Here is a 19,480-nt window from a genome sequence, read left to right as displayed (position 1 = left end):
CAAACAAAAAGGCTCCTAATTAAATAGAAGCCTTTGTATATATTATTTAGGTTATGTTACTATTTAAAATCCGGACGACTTTCTGATAGGTAAATATCCCTGGTAGCTACTTGCATCGCTCCCTTTTTTTCAAGGCGCAGCATACTTTTAACAACTTCAGAACGACAAGCAAGCGTTAAATCTGCTATTAGTGGATCGTCGTCAAAAAAGAAAGGATTCATATCGTATTCAGGATTTCCTGGTACTTTAATCACCCTATTGATTTGCTTAAGCTCTTTTGTACGTAGAAATTTCCCTGGCATAAAAGTGTAAAATGTATACCTTCCATCGGCATCAGTCTTTATCCAGGCTCTGTGATGTACGTATCGTTTACGATTACTATCACGCTTCATCACAAAATCACCATCCTCATCGGGTTGGCATATGTAGAGGATAACATCCTTTGCTGGTGTTTTTCTATCCTTTTCATAAATAATTCCAGTAACCATAAGTTTATTGGATGCTGTTTCAAAACCCGGAACGGTATCTGTATTATTAAGTTGTTTTTCTGAATAATCGTAAATGGGATTGCGCTTCTTGTAATTGGCAGGTACATCCATTGATGCACTTGCTATATCTTGAGCCTGTACCGTATAGAAGCAACCTACAAAACAGACAGTGAAAAAGAAACTTATTAGATTTTTCATGAGGCATTATTATTAAATTCGTTTAAAATTATACAATTCAGCTCATTACAACCTAAAAAATCATATGAACTAAAAAAATAAACGATGAAATGAATAAATAATACCTGCCATAATAGCTATATCAATCTTTTACTACTTAAAATTTTGGTAACATCAAGAATAAAAACGCACATATACGACGCTTTCAGTAAAAATGAACTGCAAGTTACAATTTCACACCAAACCTCCAAATGGGAGTTAATACTTGTACACAATTATATAAACGACTAAATCTAAAAATCAAATAGAAAGCTATTTAACAATCCCCTTTAATTATATAATTATAATTTGTGCTTTATAAACTACAGCAATTATGCCACAAAGGTCTAAGGTGATGCCGCCATTGCTTGATTTGATAACCCAAAAACACCTCGTAGTTCTTCTAAAGTGGTTATCTCCTTAACTATTAAGCATTTGAAATAGCCTTAGTTACCAGATTACTTATTACTTTAAACTGCTCATCAATGGTCATATTGGAGTTGTCTATTTCAATAGCATCCTTAGCTTTTATTAAAGGCGAATCTTTTCTGTTTGAGTCCATATAATCACGTTCCTGAACATTTTTTAAAACAGCTTGGTAATCTACCTCATCACCTCTTTCAATAAGTTCGTTATAGCGTCGCTCAGCTCTTGTTTCTGCTGATGCTGTCATGAACAATTTAAGATCTGCATTAGGAAAAACCACGGTTCCTATATCTCTTCCATCCATAACAACGCCTTTATTTTCACCTATTTTACGTTGCTGATCAACTAATTGCTTTCTTACTTCTGGAACAGCTGCCACTTGACTTACAAAACCTGAAACTTCCAAAGTTCGTATGTCTTTTTCTACATTAACACCATTCAAGAAAACTTCTGCAAATCCAAGTGTTTTGTTGAATGCAAAACTTATATCAATAGTTGGCAATTGTTCAATAAGTGTTTCTTCTTTAAAATAGGCATCTCCTATTAAGTTATTTTGCATAGCATATAGTGTAACTGCCCTATACATAGCACCTGAATCTACATAAACGTATCCCAACTGATTTGCCAGTTGCTTAGCTATAGTACTTTTTCCTGTTGAAGAAAAGCCATCAATGGCTATGGTAATTTTATTATTGTCCATCTTAATTATTGCAAGTCTATTTGTAGTCCAAAAAAGTTTGAGTTGGCTGCACTCGTATACTTGGCATGTGCGTAACTAAACCGCATTTTATTCATCTTGATTGAAAAACCAGCAGATAACCCGGAAAAATTACGTTGATCTACTATTCTTAATTCTTCAGATCTTCTAAAGTTGTACCCCAATCTTATGTTAAAACCCCCTTTAGGAAAAATTTCAGCTCCTATAATGGTATGCCTAATAACTTGTCCAAAAAACCCAATTCTTTCTTCGGTTTGGTTACCACTTAAATCACTTTCAACCCGGGAAGGATTAGGACGTGCTATGGGCCACTTTTGTAAATTTTCAAGTGTTATATGCCAACGTATTGGCACGTGCTCAAGAGTTTGTGACATGCCAAAATCTACTTCAAAAGGCAAAGGTTCATTTAACCCAGCATAAGTAGTAATTTGTGTTCCCAAGTTCCTAACTGCTATGGCAGCATGAAAATCTAAATCTTCGTCAATGTAAAGTAAACCCAAATCAATTGCTGCTCCAAAGGAACTGTATTGTTCCAATTTAGATGTAATTAATTTTAAATTGCCTCCAAGATAAAAATCAGAATACCCAATTTGGAATGCATAGCCCATAGATAAAGCGGCTTCACTACCAGAAAATGTCCCTGTTGCATTTCCATTCTCATCATAGCCATCAAATGATCCGTAATTAATATAGGTAATACCTCCATGTAGTGTTTGGGCATGTCTATCTATATTATAAGCGTAAGCAGCTGAACCATAACCAATACCTCCCAAATAACTCACATAATTTATGGCCAACTGGTTATGCATTTCAACATTGATGGTAGCAGGGTTGTAAAGCCCCTGGGTCACATCATAATCTACATTAGTTAGGATTTTACCTCCCAATGCAGCTTGACGTGGTGATGCCATTAAATTAAGAAATTGATAGGTCGTTTCACCCCCAACTTGAGAATAAGTCAAAACGGAAGAAAACAAACACAAAAGGGCAATTATTGTTCTTAACATATGATACCACAAAGTAAACAAATCTATCTTAAAACGACAGTAGCATTCATTTATTTTAAATCAAAAAAAACCTCGATGTGTATCGAGGTTTTTGGTCTTGACTTATAGAGTCTTAGCATTTTTTACTTTTTGGTTTGTGAGCGCTATCTTAATTACATCGCTCATATCGGTGACATAATGAAATGTTAAGCCTTTTAGATACTCTGACTTAATCTCTTCTATATCCCGGCGGTTTTCTTCACAAAGCAAGATTTCCTTTATACGCGCACGTTTAGCCGCAAGGATTTTTTCTTTTATCCCACCTACGGGCAATACTTTACCACGCAACGTAATCTCACCTGTCATTGCTAAACTTTTCTTTACCTTACGTTGTGTAAATAAAGATACGAGTGATGTTAACATAGTTACACCAGCACTAGGCCCGTCTTTAGGTGTTGCACCTTCAGGTACGTGTATATGTACATTGTACTTATCGAAAACTTCTGGGTTTATGCCAAATTCATCTGCATTCGATTTAATAAACTCCATAGCGATGGTTGCCGACTCTTTCATAACCTTACCTAAATTACCGGTAATAGTAAGCCCTCCTTTTCCTTTTGATAAAATAGACTCTATAAACAGAATATCGCCTCCCACACGCGTCCATGCCAATCCAGTAACAACACCGGCTACGTTGTTATTCTCGTATTTATCACGTTCTAATTTAGGAGCACCTAGAACCTCAACAACATCCTCATTGGTTACTTTTACATTATAGCCCTCTTCCATGGCAATGTTCTTAGCTGCATAGCGCACCATTTTTGCTATTTGCTTTTCTAAACCACGAACACCAGACTCGCGCGTATACCCCTCTACAATTTTTTCCAATTGTGGCTTAGCAATCTTTAAATCGTCTCCCGTTAAGCCATGCTCTTTTAATTGCTTAGGTAACAAATGACGCTTGGCAATTTCTACTTTTTCCTCAATAGTATATCCAGTGACATTAATGATCTCCATGCGATCTAACAAAGCTGGCTGGATGGTAGACAAGCTATTGGATGTTGCAATAAACATTACTTTAGAAAGGTCGTACCCCATTTCTAAAAAGTTATCGTAAAACTCACTATTTTGTTCTGGATCCAATACTTCTAACATCGCTGATGACGGATCGCCTTGATGTGAATTTGTCAATTTATCAATTTCGTCCAAAACGAATACTGGATTGGAGGTACCTGCTTTTTTAAGGCTTTGAATTATACGCCCTGGCATGGCTCCAATGTATGTTTTTCTATGACCACGTATCTCGGCTTCATCTCTTAAACCTCCTAATGAAATACGTACATATTCCCTACCTAATGCTTCAGCTATCGATTTGCCAAGCGATGTCTTACCTACCCCTGGAGGCCCGTAAAGACATAAAATAGGTGACTTCATATCGTTGCGCAATTTTAAAACAGCAAGGTATTCTATGATACGGCGCTTAACATCCTCCAATCCGAAGTGATCGCGGTCTAGTATTTTTTTAGCACGCTTTAAATCGAATTTATCCTCACTAAATTCATTCCATGGTAAGTCTAAAAAGAGTTCTAAATAGTTTCTCTGAATGGAATACTCGGCTACTTGGGGATTCATACGTTGCAGCTTAGCTATTTCCTTATCAAAATGTTTCGCTATTTTTTCATCCCATAATTTTTCTTCAGCCTTTATTTTCATCTCTTCGATTTCCTGATCGTGGCTTACACCTCCCAATTCTTCTTGAATGGTTTTCATTTGCTGATGCAGAAAATACTCTCGTTGTTGCTGATTCATATCCATTTGGACACGAGACTGAATGTCGTTTTTAAGTTCCAATTTTTGAAACTCAACATTCATATACTTTAGGGTTGTAAGTGCGCGTTTCTGTAAATCGTTTATTTCTAAAAGAGCTTGTTTTTCGTCTACAGAAAGATTCATGTTAGACGAAACAAAGTTCACTAAAAACGAATTACTCTCTATATTTTTAATGGCAAATGATGCTTCACTAGGAATATTGGGACTGTCTTTTATAATCTGTAGTGCCAAATCTTTTATAGACTCAATAATTGCTGTAAACTCAGGATTATTAATTGCAGGTTTCGCTTCTGGAATGTCCCGAATGGTAGCATTCATATAAGGTTCTTCTGTAATAACCTCAGCTACCTTAAATCGTTTTTTTCCTTGAATAATAACTGTAACATTCCCATCTGGCATTTTTAAAACGCGTAAAATACGGGCAACCGTACCTGTTTCATGAATGTCTTTGGCTGTAGGGTCTTCTACAGATTCATCTTTTTGAGCAACAACGCCTATTACTTTACTACTACTATTGGCATCATTAATCAATTTAATGGATTTATCGCGTCCGGCAGTAATAGGTATAACAACCCCTGGAAACAATACTGTATTTCGTAACGAAAGTATTGGTAAGGTCTCTGGGAGGGACTCATTGTTAATCTCTTCTTCGTCTTCAGGTGTCATTAATGGAATTAATTCTGAATTTTCATCAAATTCCTGTAATGACAAACTGTCAAGGCTTATAAAATTAGATTTTTTCATATATACTTTTAAGTCAATTTGTCATTAAAACAAGATTGACGTTTTTTATAAATTATTCTTTTAATCCTTTAAAACACTTACAAGCACTATTTTAAGGCATTATAAGTAGTATTTACAATACTATAATTTCAATTGTTATGCCACACTTAATAATAGCAAAGCAAAAGAAGAATAAATATTTATTTTAAAAATAAACTTTTGCATAATAATTTGTAAGATAATACACTTATATTTGTAGCTTAATTTTAATAAAACATTATGAATTTAAAACAATTTTTACTAGTGACTTTATTTATTAGTGTATTAGCATGTAGTAGTGAATCTGATGATTCTAAAGAAACTCCAAATGATGGGATACTTATTGAGAAAATAATTTATGACAAGGGAACTGAAGATGAGTATACCGAAACTTTTATTTATGATGGCAATAAGCTAATGAGCGTAGACTATGGAGATGACTACAAAAATGTTTATACCTATGATGACAATGATAATTTAATTAAAGATGATGCCTACGCAGAAAATGAGCTAATGGCTACTATAGCTATAGAATATAATTCTGAAAATAAAGTAGCAAGTTATACAGAGACTTTTCACGACGGTTCTGGGTTAGAAGGAATCTACAAATATGAGCTCAGTTATAATAATGATGCTACCATTACTGTAAAAGTATATAACAAAACTTCAAGCTCTGACTTTGAATTATATAATACTGAAACAATTACCTTAAACGGAAAAAACATTGTGAAAATAGTACACGATGATGGTTACACAGAATCCTATACATATGACAATAAAAATAGCGCCTTTAAAAATATTCATGCCATTGAAGTCTTAAACCTTTTAAGCCATCATGAATATGGTGCTGAAATTTATTCTAACACCCACAACATTATTAGTTTTGTAGAAAGTGGTGATAGTATAAGTGACAACTATAATGATATCTACGAATATACGTATAACGAAAATAATTATCCCAAAACAGGTATAGCAACCTATTCATATGGTAATCTAGAGAACGAAGTTTCTACTATAGAATTTGTCTACAAGTAAGTGATCTGATTAATCAATAAAAAGGGCTGTCGATATTTTTGGACAGCCCTTTTTATATTGTAAGCATTGTATAAATGATTATAGAACACCCTATTTTCAAAATATCTAAACAACTTGTATTCTACATTTTACCCGATTTTTTTAAAGCATACAACAAAACAATTGGTATCGCCAATAAGACAATCATGAGTAAGTTTGTTTTTAATAACCAAGGAGCCAAAATCAAAGTTAAGATATAGCCTCCAACAGCCCCTCCTACATGTGCGTCGTGACCAATATTGCCTAAACTGTTCTTCATTCCATAAATAGAATACAATAAATAGCCAATACCAAAAATATAAGCAGGAATAGGGATTGGTATAAAAAATATATACAAGCTCATTCCGGGTTGCAATAAAATAGCTGCATAAATAACTCCCATAACTGCGCCACTAGCCCCAACAGCACTATAATGGTATTCGTTCTTATGGAAATACAACGATACTAAACTCCCCATTAAAAGGCTTCCCACATAAATAATTATAAAACTGGAAACGCTCATTAGATTTATAACAACCTGAGCAAAAAAGTACAGGGAAAACATATTAAAGAATAAATGGGCATTATCTACATGCAAGAATCCCGAACTAAACAAACGCACCTTCTCTCCCCTTTGTATTGCCCCAACATTGAACTTATATTTTTCAAAAAAACCAAAATCACCAAATCCTTTATAGGATATTATAACATTTGCAACAATTATAACGATCGTAACTAAATCCAGATTACCCATTTAATATACTTTTTGAAATTGAAGAATTGAATTCTTTTATTTTGAACAAACAAATCTAAACGAAAAAATGATATTGTCTCTTGCTTTAACTAATTAAATACATTTTCTTTTCAGTTAAAATATAACATATCTTTGCACCTGCAAACCTAAAATCATTTCATGCAATTCTTAATATTTTTGCTGGTTTACCCTCTTTTATGGGGAATTTCCAAATTACCTTTTAAAATACTTTACTTAATATCAGACGGTCTATATGTTTTAATGTACCATATTATTGGTTATAGAAAAAAAACAGTTACTGAAAATCTAAAACTCGTTTTCCCCAAAAAAACAGAAAAAGAAATTACCATTATAAGGAAAAAATTCTACCAGCATTTGTGCGATATGTTTTTAGAAATGGCAAAGACCATGTCCATTTCAAACAAAACGCTGGAAAAACGTTTTAAAATTCTTAATCCCGAAGAATTTAAGCGACTTGAAGGCTTAAATAAAAGTATTATTTTAATGTTTGGACATTATGCCAGTTGGGAATGGACTATTGTACTGCAAAACTACATAAACTTTAAGACCCTTGCCGTTTACAAGAAATTAGCAAACAACCATTTTGACAAACTGGTACGGGGTATTCGTTCTAAATTCAATTTAACATTAATAAGTACGAAGGAAACCATTAACACTATTAATAACAACGAAAGCAATAATATTAAAAGTATAATAGGTTTTTTAAGCGACCAGTCTCCCCGATTATCGAAAGATGTGTATTGGGGGGAATTTATGGGTATTGAAATCCCTTGCTTTACAGGTGCCGAGCGCCTAGCGAAAAAACTAGACCTAACTACTGCTTTTCTAAAAGTTACTAAAGTAAAACGCGGTTTTTACGAAGCCAAAATTATAACGCTTGCGGAAGACTCCAGAATATATCCAGATTATGAACTAACAGATCTGTTTTTAAGAGAAGTTGAAAAACAAATTATTGAAGCACCCGAATATTATTTTTGGACCCATAAACGTTGGAAACACAGAGGAAAAAAGCAATAGTTCAAGATTTTAATGTTACAAATCTGGTATGTATCCATACCTGTAAAGTTCATCCAAATTATTGATTTTCTTAATAGCTCCATCAAAAACCATATGCCACGTATTGGCCACATCCAATACATTTCTATAGTCATGATCCGTTAAAATAACACCCTTGGTTAACGCTGCTTTCCGTATCAAATCCTTTAATGAGTCTATTAATACAGGAGCCACACCGTTAAATGGTTCATCCAACAGAACAAATTTTGAATGTCCTTCCAAAAGAAGTTTAATTTCTAAATACCTCAACTCTCCACCCGATAAAGTAGACACTTTTTGTCCCCATAATTTTACCAACAAGGCATCATCCAAAAAAGAAGCAACATTTTCTTTTCCTAAATATGCCTCAATAATTGTTTCTATTTTCAAGTTATATGGCAAAAAATTATCTTGGGGTAAATAGGCAATTAATCCTGTCTCCTTATAAGGTTTGTTATAAACTTTCCCATTGCTCTTTATAAACTTTCTATCGGCAGAAACGGTTCCGAACAAAATTTTTAAAAGTGTGGATTTTCCCGAACCATTTCTTCCTAAAAGACCTATTATGTGTCCCGTTTCACATTTTAAATAAATATCTGTAAGTACTTGGTTGCCATTATAAGATTTAATAACACTATCTATTTCAAGAACATCAGGCATAAAGTCACTATTGAAATTAAAATGATAATAAATAACACATTGATAAGGAAATTAACTAACAATAATTGCATTTTTGTAATACCCGCATTGTAATAATAGTAATACACATTCTTATGCGTTATTTCTTTATACCCCCAACTAACAAGAAATCCCACAGAACAAAATACTCCTCCAAAAACCAAAACAGATTTTGCTATAATCGCAAATGCTACCGAAATTAAAAAATTAATAAGAAAGGTGCTTTTGTAAAATTGCCAATATATGCTCCATTTGTTATGCATATAGTAATTGTCCTTGTTATAGTATTACAAACTTTTAGCAACGGCTCCAATCTCCAAAATAAACTTATCTGCCAGTGCATTTGCCTCGTCCTGCGATTTTGCTTCAGTATAAACGCGAATAATAGGTTCTGTATTGCTCTTTCTTAAATGCACCCAATTTTCAGGAAAATCAATTTTAACGCCATCAACTGTTGACACCTCTTCATTTTGATAGCGATTTGCTATAGTTTTTAAAATTCCATCAACATTTAAATCTGGAGTTAATTCTATTTTCTTTTTGCTCATAAAATAATTGGGGTATGTTTTTCGCAATTCGCTTACAGTCATTTTCCTATCTGCTAACAAACTCAAAAACAATGCTACACCAACAAGGGCATCTCGACCATAATGCGATTCTGGGTAAATGATACCTCCATTCCCTTCTCCACCAATAACCACATTATTTTTTTTCATCAAGTTCACTACATTTACCTCTCCAACTGCACTAGCTTCGTATGTGCCTCCATACGCTTCCGTTACATCTCTTAAGGCTCTGGTCGAACTCATATTGCTCACAGTATTACCTGGCGTTCTACTAAGCACATAATCGGCACAAGCTACAAGTGTATATTCTTCACCAAACATTTCCCCATTTTCATCCACAAACGCCAAACGATCAACATCTGGATCCACAACAATACCAAAATCGGCATGCACTTCAACAACTTTCTTTGATAAATCTTCCAAATGCTCCTTTAAAGGTTCTGGATTATGCGGGAAATGCCCTGTTGGCTCACAATACAACTTTACAACATCAACACCCAAACGCTCCAACAATAAAGGAATCGCTATCCCTCCTGTAGAATTCACACCATCGACCACAACCTTAAACCTAGTCTCTTCAATAGCTTTAACAGTTACTAACGACAAGTCTAAAACTTCAATAATATGCAAATCTATATATGCACGGTTCTTTGTGATCTTTCCTAAACTATCAACATCCGAGAAACCAATACTGCCACCTTCAGCTATATCTAAAATTTTCGCTCCTTCTTCAGCATTTAAAAACTCGCCTTTTTCATTTAGTAACTTTAAAGCGTTCCATTGCTTTGGGTTATGGCTGGCTGTTAGAATAATTCCGCCATCGGCATGCTCCATTGGCACAGCAATCTCCACCGTAGGTGTTGTAGACAACCCTAAATCAATAACATGAATCCCTTGAGCTACCAATGTGTTCATAACTAAATTCTGTATCATCTTTCCCGAAATACGGGCATCTCTCCCTACTACAACCCTATAATTATCTTTATTACGCTGTTGCTTTATCCAAACTCCATAAGCGGCTGCAAATTTAACAGCATCGAATGGGGTTAAGTTGTCACCTGCTAGTCCGCCAATTGTTCCCCTAATTCCTGAAATTGATTTTATGAGTGTCATTATAAGTTAGTTTTGTAATATATACACAAATATACAGTTATTCTTAATTCCTAATTCGTAAATTACACCAATGAACTACTTAGCCCACATTTACCTTTCCGGAGACAATAACTTGGTCACTATTGGAAACTTTATTGCAGACGGCATTAAAGGAAACTCGTACAAGGAATACCCTAAACCCATCCAAATCGGGGTTCTCCTCCATCGTCATATCGATACCTTTACAGATGCCCATCCTATAGTAAGACAAAGTACCAAGCGCCTTCATACAAAATACAGTCATTATTCTGGGGTTATTGTCGACATCCTTTATGATCATTTTTTAGCTAAAAACTGGGATCAGTACAGCCTTATCCCTCTAAGTAAATATGCAAGTGATTTTTATGATTCATTAGACGAACATTACGATATATTACCGATACGCGTAAAAAAAATGATTCCGTATATGATGGCTGACAATTGGCTGGTCAGCTATGCCTCGATTGAAGGAATAGCTAAGGTGCTATATGGCATGGACAGAAGAACCAAAAATAAATCTGGAATGCATAAAGCTGTGCACGAGCTAAAAGTGTTTTATTCTGATTTTGAAACAGAATTTACACTATTCTTTAATGAACTAATTACTTTTTCGAAACATAAGCTAATTGAGTTATCATAAATTGTTTTCTACTTCTATGAAATGCATTCTAATAAGCCTTCTCTGTAGTTTTTTTCTAATTGGATCGTGCGATAATAAGAAGCATCAAAGGGGTCTTATCTCCAAACAAGCAATGGTTGTATCGGCTCGTAAAGAAGCATCAAAAATTGGTAGCGATATATTAAAAAAAGGCGGAAATGCCTTTGATGCTATGATTGCAACAGAATTGGCCTTAGCTGTAGTCTACCCTTATGCCGGTAACATTGGTGGCGGCGGCTTTATGGTTTACAGAAAATATGATGGCAAAACAGGCTGTTTGGACTATAGGGAGAAAGCACCTTTGCTCGCAACAAAATCCATGTACCTAGATGAAGAGCATAATATTATTCCCGAAAAAAGCACTTTAGGAGCTATGGCTATTGGTGTTCCCGGTACCATTGCTGGTATTTTTGCCGTACATGAAAAATTTGGTACTTTACCCATTAAAGAAATATTTCAGCCCATAATTAATTTAGCAAACAAAGGTATTGTTGTAACAGAAAAACAAGCCAAACAAATTTGCAGTAAACAAGCTAATTTTTTAAAAGTCAATAAGGATTCCATACTTTTTTCCAAAAAGTGGACAACAAACGATACTATTGTCCAAACAGAACTTGGTAGAACGCTAACACGTATCATGCAAAACGGTCGTGATGAATTTTACAAAGGAGAAACCGCCAAAGTGCTTTCAAGTTTCATACAAGATAATGGTGGTATTATTACTGAGGAAGACTTGGCTAAATATGAAGCAAAGTGGCGTACCCCTATTACATTTGAATATGACAACCTAAAAATCATCTCTATGTCTCCACCTTCGAGCGGTGGTATTTGCTTAGCACAAATCATGAAAATGATAGAGCCTTTCGATCTTCATGATTTTGGACATAATGCATTAAAAACCATACAAGTTATAACTGAAGCAGAACGCCGCTCGTATGCAGACAGGAGTTTTTATCTAGCCGATCCCGATTTTGTAGACATTCCTAGTTTAAAGCTAATTGATAATACTTACCTAAAAATGCGAATGGCTGATTTTTCGTTCGATAAAGCAACGAGGTCAAATGATGTCTCTCATGGCAATATTACAATAATAGAAAGTAATGAAACAACACACTACTCCATAATCGATCAATTTGGAAATGCCGTTTCAGCAACAACTACCTTAAATGGTGCTTATGGCTCAAAACTCTATTGTTCTAGGCTAGGGTTCTTTCTAAACAATGAAATGGACGATTTTAGCAGTAAACCAGGAGTCCCTAATATGTTTGGTCTTATAGGTGGAGATGCCAACAGTATTGCTTCAGAAAAGCGCATGTTAAGCTCTATGACCCCCACAATTATTGAAAAAGACGGCTCCTTATTTATGGTTGTCGGAACGCCAGGAGGCTCGACCATTATTACCTCCGTCTTACAAACAATTTTAAATGTACATGAATTTGGCATGACTATGCAAGAAGCTGTAAATGCCCCACGGTTCCATCACCAATGGCTTCCCGACGAAATTCGTACGGAGCCTAACACGTTCAGTACAGGTCTCATTAAAAAATTAGAACAACTAGGATACAATATAAACCCTAAGCATTCTCCTGTAATTGGTAAGGTCGATGGAATACTTGTTTTGGATGATAAAACGTTAGAGGGGGGTGCAGATTATCGAGGAGACGATACAGCCGTCGGTTTTTAAGTATTTTCCTTTATTAGATGGGTGGTATTTAATAATTTAGTTTTGAAAACAAAGCATATCTAAACAAAAGAAGTTAGGACCAATGAAACCTAAAAAAACACTAAAACTGATTATTGGGATCTTTGTATTTCTCACCCTCCCCAGTATCTTGTTTTTAGGTTTTATGTTCTTTAAGTACAATGAAACACTTCCTATTGGCAAATCTGGAGAACAAGCAGATTTGTTGGCACATAAAATGTTAACGGCTCTAAATCATGAAGCCTATAAAAATACCAATTACATTGAATGGACCTATAAAAAACGACGGCATTACGAATGGGAAAAAAGTAAAAATATATGCCATGTATATTGGAAAGAATATAAAGTAAGCCTAGATCTAAACGATCCTTCCAATAGCAAAGCCTTCGTTCATAGTTTTATAGTAGAAAGTGATATTTCCAAAGAGCTCATTACCAAAGCCCAAAGTTATTTTAAAAGAGATTCTTTTTGGCTAATAGCACCCTATACTGTTTTTAATGAAGGTACTCAGCGAAAAGTAGTTACAATTAACAATAAAGAAGCACTTTTGGTAACCTACACATCAGGTGGTTTAGCTTCTGGAGACTCCTACCTATGGTTCTTGGATAACAACGGAAAACCAAAAAGTTTTAAAATGTGGACCTCTGTACTTCCAATTAATGGATTAGAAGCAACCTGGTCCGACTGGACTACAACAGAAAGTGGTGCCCTACTCCCAACATTTCACAAATTATTGATTACCGGATTAGAAATTAGTGCCATTAAAGGTACTCTATAACCCATTTTTTCACCACTATATAGAATAAATTCTATAAAATTCACAAAAAAACTTTATTTAGTTAGGATTCCTTACTATATTTGTAAACTAAAACTAATTAAATTTTATAATTATGAGTAAATCCATCTTTTATCACGCAGGTTGTCCAGTATGCGTAAGTGCTGAACACGATATTGTAACCCTATTGGGAGTCAACAATGTAGATATTGTTAACATAGGAGAAGACAAATCTAGAATTGAAGAAGCTGAGGATGCAGGGGTTAAGTCTGTTCCTGCCCTATTAACCCCTAATGGTAACGTTCTACATATCAACTTTGGCGCTTCCATTACCGATGTAAAAAGTTAACACACAGTCCTTAGTTTATTAAATCAAATTAAAAGCAAATTGGTTGAGTGCTATAATTGATGCCGTAAATTGCAATTAATTAACTTTAGGATTGTTAAATTTGCCTGTCGGTCATTATTCCGGCAGGCATTTTAATTATGGACGACTCTATTTTTAATCCCAATGGCAAGCAGAGTACCTCTAGCAAAATTACTGTAGGTCTGGAGCGTATCTCTGAAGCCTTTAAAGTGTTACTTTGGGAAAAAGCTAAGTTAGTTGGCTTAAGTCCCATACAAATTCAAATACTCATTTTTACTGCCTACCACCAACAAAACTTATGCAATGTAAGTCATCTAGCCAAGGAATTTAATGTTACCAAACCTACAATTAGCGACGCTGTTCGTGTTTTGCTACAAAAGGAACTGATAATAAAAAAAATCGCTTCAAATGATAGCAGAAGATATTCCATAGTGCTTTCAGGCCATGGCCACAAAATGGTTAGAGATACCGAAAATTTTGCTGCACCTTTACATACTCAGCTCGAGAGCATTGAAACAAACGATCTGGAGAACCTTTTTAAAACACTCGCTAAATTAATTTACAAACTCAATCGCAGTGGTATTTTAACCGTTCAGCGTACCTGCTATGGTTGTAAATTTTATGCTCACAAAGACAACAACGATTTTTGCAACTTACTTAACAAACCCCTTAAATCTGAAGAAATCCAGTTGGACTGCCCAGAATTTAAAGAGGTTTGATAGTCTTAAATTTATTTTTAGACTACAACTAGACAGTATCCAATCTAAGTTATTTGCTCCTTTGTCCAACAAAATAATGGCTCTTGGATTTGAACAATACGTTAAATGTGGTTAAACTGCCATAAATTCGTGTAATATACTGCTGCAAATCTATTTTTCCTTGCTCATCCAAATCACTTGAATTAATGCGCTGTTCCATAACGCGTAAGCGATCCCTAACCATTGTTATTTTATGAAAAAAAGTATCAATCGGAATTTCTTTTCCTTGCAGTGTCGAATCGGTTGGTTGTAGCACCATCGTCCCACCTTTCCATTTATCTGCAATTGGTACTATTTCAGAAACATCGCTCCATTTCTTTAAAATATTCACCAAACTACTTTCAACATCAAAAAAGCTCACCGTGTCTACATCGCCATCGGCCGCCTCTATAATTTCAAATTCACTATCAATAGCTATGGTCTCTAACCCTTTATCTATAAAAGTAACCCAATAATGTTGTGAGGTTACGTTGGTAACAACCCCCTTACCATAATCTGCATGATCGATTCTTGATCCAATCCCTAATAATTTCACGCGTTTAAATTTTTAGTTAATTATTTGACTATATATTAATTATAAAATTGATAACCTATACAAGCCTGCCCCTTCCTAATATTTTTTTGAAGCCACTCTTGAAATCATACAAATCTTGATTTTGAAAACAAACCTCAGAGCATCTTAAATCGCGATTATCAATAAAATAAATACTTATAATTCACTTTGTACATTCTGTATAAAAATACACAATCCACTTAATTCATCACAAGAAAAAAATGATATGTTTTTAATGATAAGTATATTCAACCTTTAATTTCATTATTCTTAAAATTTTGTTAAAGTCTGATTTTGACTTTATTTTAAACACCCCTTTAAACAAAGGGGTCTCTAAAAATTTTAGCACAATAGAACACCTAACACCATATCCAGATTCAGGCTCAAATAAAGTATAAGTTTCTTCCGTTTTCATCACCCCTTATTTATAGACAGGTTAGCCTTTACTGTGCATTTTCCAAGAAAGGTTAAATATTTCTAAAGGCACTTTAAAATGCGCTTATTTAACCATTATTTTGCTTCAAAACCTAAAAAAATATTGATTATGAAAAAAATGCTACTTCTACTTTTATTGGTGACTGGATACACTTTTGCAAATGATTTAAACATTGTTGACTTCGACAATAATGAACCAAAAGTTGGAGATATATTGATTATAAACGCAACTTCAAACACCAAATACAATCATATAAGTTTTCCTAAATTAAATACCATTGTTAAAAGAGGTGGTTTGGCGAACTATAAGACGGTTCATGGTCAAAAAGTAATTATAAAAAAAGTAATCGATAACAAAAACGGAAGTACTACTGTTATATTGGAAAGTAAAGACAAGACTAAGTTCTTTGGATTTCTAAAATCCGTAAAAGCGAACTACCATAAATCGCTCGATTCTGGTGAGTTATCTAAAGTTAACTAATTTGTAAATGACATATGATCGCTTAGAGATAAAAGCCGTATAACCCTATGCGGCTTTTGTTTTTTTACAAAATCTGAGTGTAACCTATATTAGGCAAACTATATAAAAATTCAAGGTATGACCTTCCAAAAAATTAACAACTAAAATTGTAACTTTGCCTCTTTGCATTTCTATGAGCCAATTCGAAGAACATATTGAAGTAAAGGGGGCTAGAGTCCATAACCTTAAAAATATAGACGTTACCATTCCACGTGAAAAACTCGTGGTTATAACCGGATTATCCGGAAGTGGAAAATCTTCCTTAGCTTTTGATACCATATATGCCGAAGGACAACGACGCTATATTGAAACCTTTTCGGCCTATGCGCGCCAGTTTTTAGGAGGATTGGAACGTCCCGATGTCGATAAAATTGATGGACTATCGCCCGTTATAGCCATAGAGCAAAAAACTACCAGTAAATCCCCTCGATCGACGGTTGGAACCATTACAGAAATTTATGACTTCATGCGCCTGCTCTTTGCTCGTGCGAGCGATGCGTATAGTTATAACACAGGAGACAAAATGGTGAGCTATAACGATGAACAAATTAAAGAACTTATTGTCGATAACTTTAAAGGCAAACGCATCAATATACTAGCACCAGTAGTACGCTCACGCAAAGGGCATTATAGAGAGCTATTTGAACAAATAGCCAAGCAAGGTTTTGTAAAAGTAAGAACAGATGGTGAGATTAAAGATCTGGCTAAAGGCATGAAACTGGATCGCTACAAAACCCACGATATAGAAATTGTTATTGATAGGCTAATTATTAATGAAACGGACGACAACGACAAGCGTCTTACCGAAACCATTAATACTGCTATGTACCATGGCGACGATGTACTTTTGGTAATTGACCAGGACACCAATGAGACCCGTTATTTTAGTCGAAACCTAATGTGTCCTTCATCTGGCATATCCTATCCAAATCCAGAGCCCAACAATTTCTCTTTTAATTCCCCTAAAGGTGCCTGCCCTAATTGTAATGGCATTGGTGAATTACATCAAGTAAATGAAAATAAAATCATTCCAGATACCTCCTTGTCTATTAAAAATGGAGCCATAGCTCCTCATGGACCTGAAAAGAATAGTTGGATCTTTAAACAATTGGCAACCATTGCACAACGCTATGATTTTAAACTAACCGACGCTTATAAAGATATACCAGAGGCTGCTAAGCATATGATTTTGTATGGAGGTAACGAAAAGTTTTCGATAGAAAGTAAAACACTTGGTGTTACGCGTGATTATAAAATAGAATTCGAAGGAGTCGCTAATTTTATTGAAAACCAATACAAGAATGCCGATTCTACATCGCTAAAGCGCTGGGCAAAAGCTTATATGGACAAAATTAGATGTCCTGAATGTCAAGGCTCTCGGCTTAAAAAAGAGGCGCTTTATTTTAAAATACAGGACAAGAATATTGCAGAATTAGCGCATATGGATATTGTTGAACTTTCAAAATGGTTCAACAGTTTACACGAGTACCTATCCGAAAAGCAATTAAAAATAGCTGAGGAAATCATTAAGGAAATTAAATCCAGGTTACAATTTCTACTGGATGTGGGGCTAGATTATCTTAGTCTTAACAGGAGCTCAAAATCGCTGTCCGGCGGTGAAGCTCAACGTATTAGACTAGCAACACAAATTGGTTCCCAATTAGTTGGTGTTCTGTACATTTTGGACGAACCAAGTATTGGATTGCACCAACGCGATAACGAAAAACTTATCGATTCATTGGCTTCACTCAGAGATATTGGGAATTCGGTGATAGTTGTAGAACACGACAAAGATATGATTGAACGGGCCGATTATGTAATTGACATAGGGCCAAAGGCAGGAAAGCATGGCGGAGAAATTATTAGTATAGGAGATCCAGATGCTCTCAAAACACACCACACGCTCACTGCCGATTATTTAAACGGTAGCAAACAAATAGAAATCCCCAAAAAACGTAGAGAAGGAAACGGCAAAACACTTAGTCTAAAAGGCTGTACCGGAAACAATTTAAAAAATGTCTCCGTAAATTTCCCTTTAGGCAAAATGATTGGAGTTACTGGTGTTTCTGGGAGTGGTAAATCAACACTAATAAACGAAACCCTCTACCCTATCTTAAATGCCCATTACTTTAACGGTGTTAAAAAACCCATGCCATATAAGAGCATTAAAGGTTTAGAACACATCGATAAAGTTATAGATATTAACCAATCCCCTATAGGGCGAACCCCTAGAAGCAACCCAGCCACCTATACTGGAACCTTTAGTGAAATTAGAGCTTTATTCGCTAAAATCCCTGAAGCCATGATACGTGGTTACAAAGCAGGACGCTTTAGTTTTAACGTAGCTGGTGGTCGTTGTGAAACATGTAAAGGCGGAGGATTGCGCGTCATTGAAATGAATTTTCTTCCCGATGTATATGTTGAATGCGAAACCTGTCAAGGAAAACGCTTTAATAGAGAAACACTGGAAATTCGCTACAAAGGAAAATCCATTAGCGACGTTTTGGACATGACTATAAACGAAGCCGTAAGTTTTTTTGAGCACATACCTAAAATCCATAACAAGCTTAAAACAATTAAGGACGTTGGCCTAGGATATATAACATTGGGGCAACAAAGTACAACACTCTCGGGAGGAGAAGCACAACGCATAAAACTAGCAACCGAACTAAGCAAGCGCGATACAGGTAATACTTTTTACATTCTTGACGAACCTACAACCGGATTACATTTTGAAGATATTCGTGTGCTCATGATTGTATTAAATAAACTCGTAAACAAAGGCAACACGGTTCTCATCATAGAACACAATTTAGATGTTATTAAAGCCGTAGACCATATCATTGATATTGGTTACGAGGGCGGCAAAGGTGGAGGGCAAATAGTTGTTGAAGGCACACCCGAAGACGTTGCTAAGCACAAAAAAAGTTACACTGCCAAGTTCCTTAAAAAAGAATTGGTCCTATAAAAAATATTAGCCTCCATTTACAACTAACAACTTCTAAAAAAAAATTAAATTTGAAGCATTGGCGCAATTGTACAAATGAT

General features: G+C 35.0%; 17 protein-coding genes. 9 read left to right on the top strand and 8 right to left on the bottom strand.

The window, feature by feature from the left end:
- Positions 1-59: 59 nt before the first annotated feature.
- The 4 genes from ABD792_RS17265 to lon all read right to left on the bottom strand — a co-directional run bounded on the left by ABD792_RS17265 (position 60) and on the right by lon (position 5,408).
- Positions 60-686 carry a hypothetical protein gene (locus ABD792_RS17265; RefSeq protein WP_345007621.1) on the bottom strand — a complete coding sequence of 209 codons (627 nt, stop codon included), beginning with the start codon at positions 684-686 and terminating at the stop codon, positions 60-62.
- A gap of 445 nt (positions 687-1,131) precedes the next feature.
- Entirely contained in the window at positions 1,132-1,830 is a 699-nt protein-coding gene (cmk, locus tag ABD792_RS17260; RefSeq protein WP_345007620.1) for a (d)CMP kinase, read from the bottom strand.
- Positions 1,831-1,835: 5 nt separating this feature from the next.
- Complete coding sequence (gene porQ, locus ABD792_RS17255) at positions 1,836-2,855, bottom strand: type IX secretion system protein PorQ (protein WP_345007619.1); 1,020 nt, start codon at positions 2,853-2,855, stop codon at positions 1,836-1,838.
- A gap of 102 nt (positions 2,856-2,957) precedes the next feature.
- Positions 2,958-5,408, bottom strand: coding sequence for an endopeptidase La (gene lon, locus ABD792_RS17250; protein WP_345007618.1), 2,451 nt, complete (start codon positions 5,406-5,408; stop codon positions 2,958-2,960).
- 258 nt (positions 5,409-5,666) lie between these two features.
- Here lon and ABD792_RS17245 point away from each other — a divergent pair, with 258 nt between their 5' ends.
- The gene (locus ABD792_RS17245) at positions 5,667-6,461 is read left to right on the top strand and encodes a hypothetical protein (protein ID WP_345007617.1); all 795 of its coding nucleotides are present in this window, start codon (positions 5,667-5,669) and stop codon (positions 6,459-6,461) included.
- A gap of 121 nt (positions 6,462-6,582) precedes the next feature.
- Here the strand turns inward: ABD792_RS17245 and ABD792_RS17240 are convergent, their stop codons facing one another.
- On the bottom strand, positions 6,583-7,233 hold the full coding sequence (locus tag ABD792_RS17240; RefSeq protein WP_345007616.1) for a rhomboid family intramembrane serine protease: 651 nt from the start codon (positions 7,231-7,233) through the stop codon (positions 6,583-6,585).
- A 159-nt stretch (positions 7,234-7,392) separates the two neighbouring features.
- Between ABD792_RS17240 and ABD792_RS17235 the strand changes: the two genes are divergently transcribed.
- The gene (locus tag ABD792_RS17235; RefSeq protein WP_345007615.1) at positions 7,393-8,271 is read left to right on the top strand and encodes a lysophospholipid acyltransferase family protein; all 879 of its coding nucleotides are present in this window, start codon (positions 7,393-7,395) and stop codon (positions 8,269-8,271) included.
- Between the two features lie 15 nt (positions 8,272-8,286).
- Here the strand turns inward: ABD792_RS17235 and ABD792_RS17230 are convergent, their stop codons facing one another.
- The gene (locus ABD792_RS17230) at positions 8,287-8,949 is read right to left on the bottom strand and encodes an ATP-binding cassette domain-containing protein (RefSeq protein WP_345007614.1); all 663 of its coding nucleotides are present in this window, start codon (positions 8,947-8,949) and stop codon (positions 8,287-8,289) included.
- Between the two features lie 305 nt (positions 8,950-9,254).
- Positions 9,255-10,646, bottom strand: coding sequence for a phosphoglucosamine mutase (gene glmM, locus ABD792_RS17225; protein WP_345007613.1), 1,392 nt, complete (start codon positions 10,644-10,646; stop codon positions 9,255-9,257).
- Between the two features lie 70 nt (positions 10,647-10,716).
- Here glmM and ABD792_RS17220 point away from each other — a divergent pair, with 70 nt between their 5' ends.
- The 5 genes from ABD792_RS17220 to ABD792_RS17200 all read left to right on the top strand — a co-directional run bounded on the left by ABD792_RS17220 (position 10,717) and on the right by ABD792_RS17200 (position 14,885).
- On the top strand, positions 10,717-11,304 hold the full coding sequence (locus ABD792_RS17220; protein ID WP_345007612.1) for an acyl carrier protein phosphodiesterase: 588 nt from the start codon (positions 10,717-10,719) through the stop codon (positions 11,302-11,304).
- Between the two features lie 16 nt (positions 11,305-11,320).
- On the top strand, positions 11,321-13,006 hold the full coding sequence (ggt, locus tag ABD792_RS17215) for a gamma-glutamyltransferase (RefSeq protein WP_345007611.1): 1,686 nt from the start codon (positions 11,321-11,323) through the stop codon (positions 13,004-13,006).
- An 82-nt stretch (positions 13,007-13,088) separates the two neighbouring features.
- Positions 13,089-13,802: a hypothetical protein gene (locus ABD792_RS17210; RefSeq protein WP_345007610.1), complete on the top strand. Its 714-nt coding sequence runs from the start codon at positions 13,089-13,091 to the stop codon at positions 13,800-13,802.
- 112 nt (positions 13,803-13,914) lie between these two features.
- Positions 13,915-14,148 (top strand): thioredoxin family protein, encoded by a 234-nt coding sequence (locus tag ABD792_RS17205; RefSeq protein WP_345007609.1) that lies wholly within the window; start codon positions 13,915-13,917, stop codon positions 14,146-14,148.
- Between the two features lie 137 nt (positions 14,149-14,285).
- Entirely contained in the window at positions 14,286-14,885 is a 600-nt protein-coding gene (locus ABD792_RS17200) for a MarR family winged helix-turn-helix transcriptional regulator (protein ID WP_345007608.1), read from the top strand.
- A 49-nt stretch (positions 14,886-14,934) separates the two neighbouring features.
- On the opposite strand, the gene ABD792_RS17195 is transcribed toward ABD792_RS17200, so the two are convergent.
- The gene (locus ABD792_RS17195) at positions 14,935-15,459 is read right to left on the bottom strand and encodes a hypothetical protein (RefSeq protein ID WP_345007607.1); all 525 of its coding nucleotides are present in this window, start codon (positions 15,457-15,459) and stop codon (positions 14,935-14,937) included.
- Positions 15,460-16,021: 562 nt separating this feature from the next.
- Here ABD792_RS17195 and ABD792_RS17190 point away from each other — a divergent pair.
- Both ABD792_RS17190 and uvrA read left to right on the top strand, forming a co-directional pair.
- Positions 16,022-16,393: a hypothetical protein gene (locus ABD792_RS17190; RefSeq protein WP_345007606.1), complete on the top strand. Its 372-nt coding sequence runs from the start codon at positions 16,022-16,024 to the stop codon at positions 16,391-16,393.
- A 172-nt stretch (positions 16,394-16,565) separates the two neighbouring features.
- Positions 16,566-19,400 (top strand): excinuclease ABC subunit UvrA, encoded by a 2,835-nt coding sequence (gene uvrA, locus ABD792_RS17185; protein ID WP_345007605.1) that lies wholly within the window; start codon positions 16,566-16,568, stop codon positions 19,398-19,400.
- Positions 19,401-19,480 lie beyond the last annotated feature (80 nt).

The organism is Snuella lapsa (assembly GCF_039539345.1).
In the GTDB taxonomy this organism is placed as follows: domain Bacteria; phylum Bacteroidota; class Bacteroidia; order Flavobacteriales; family Flavobacteriaceae; genus Snuella; species Snuella lapsa.
The sequence above is the reverse complement of the archived record's forward strand: the minus strand, read 5'-3'. Positions and strand labels throughout refer to the sequence as shown.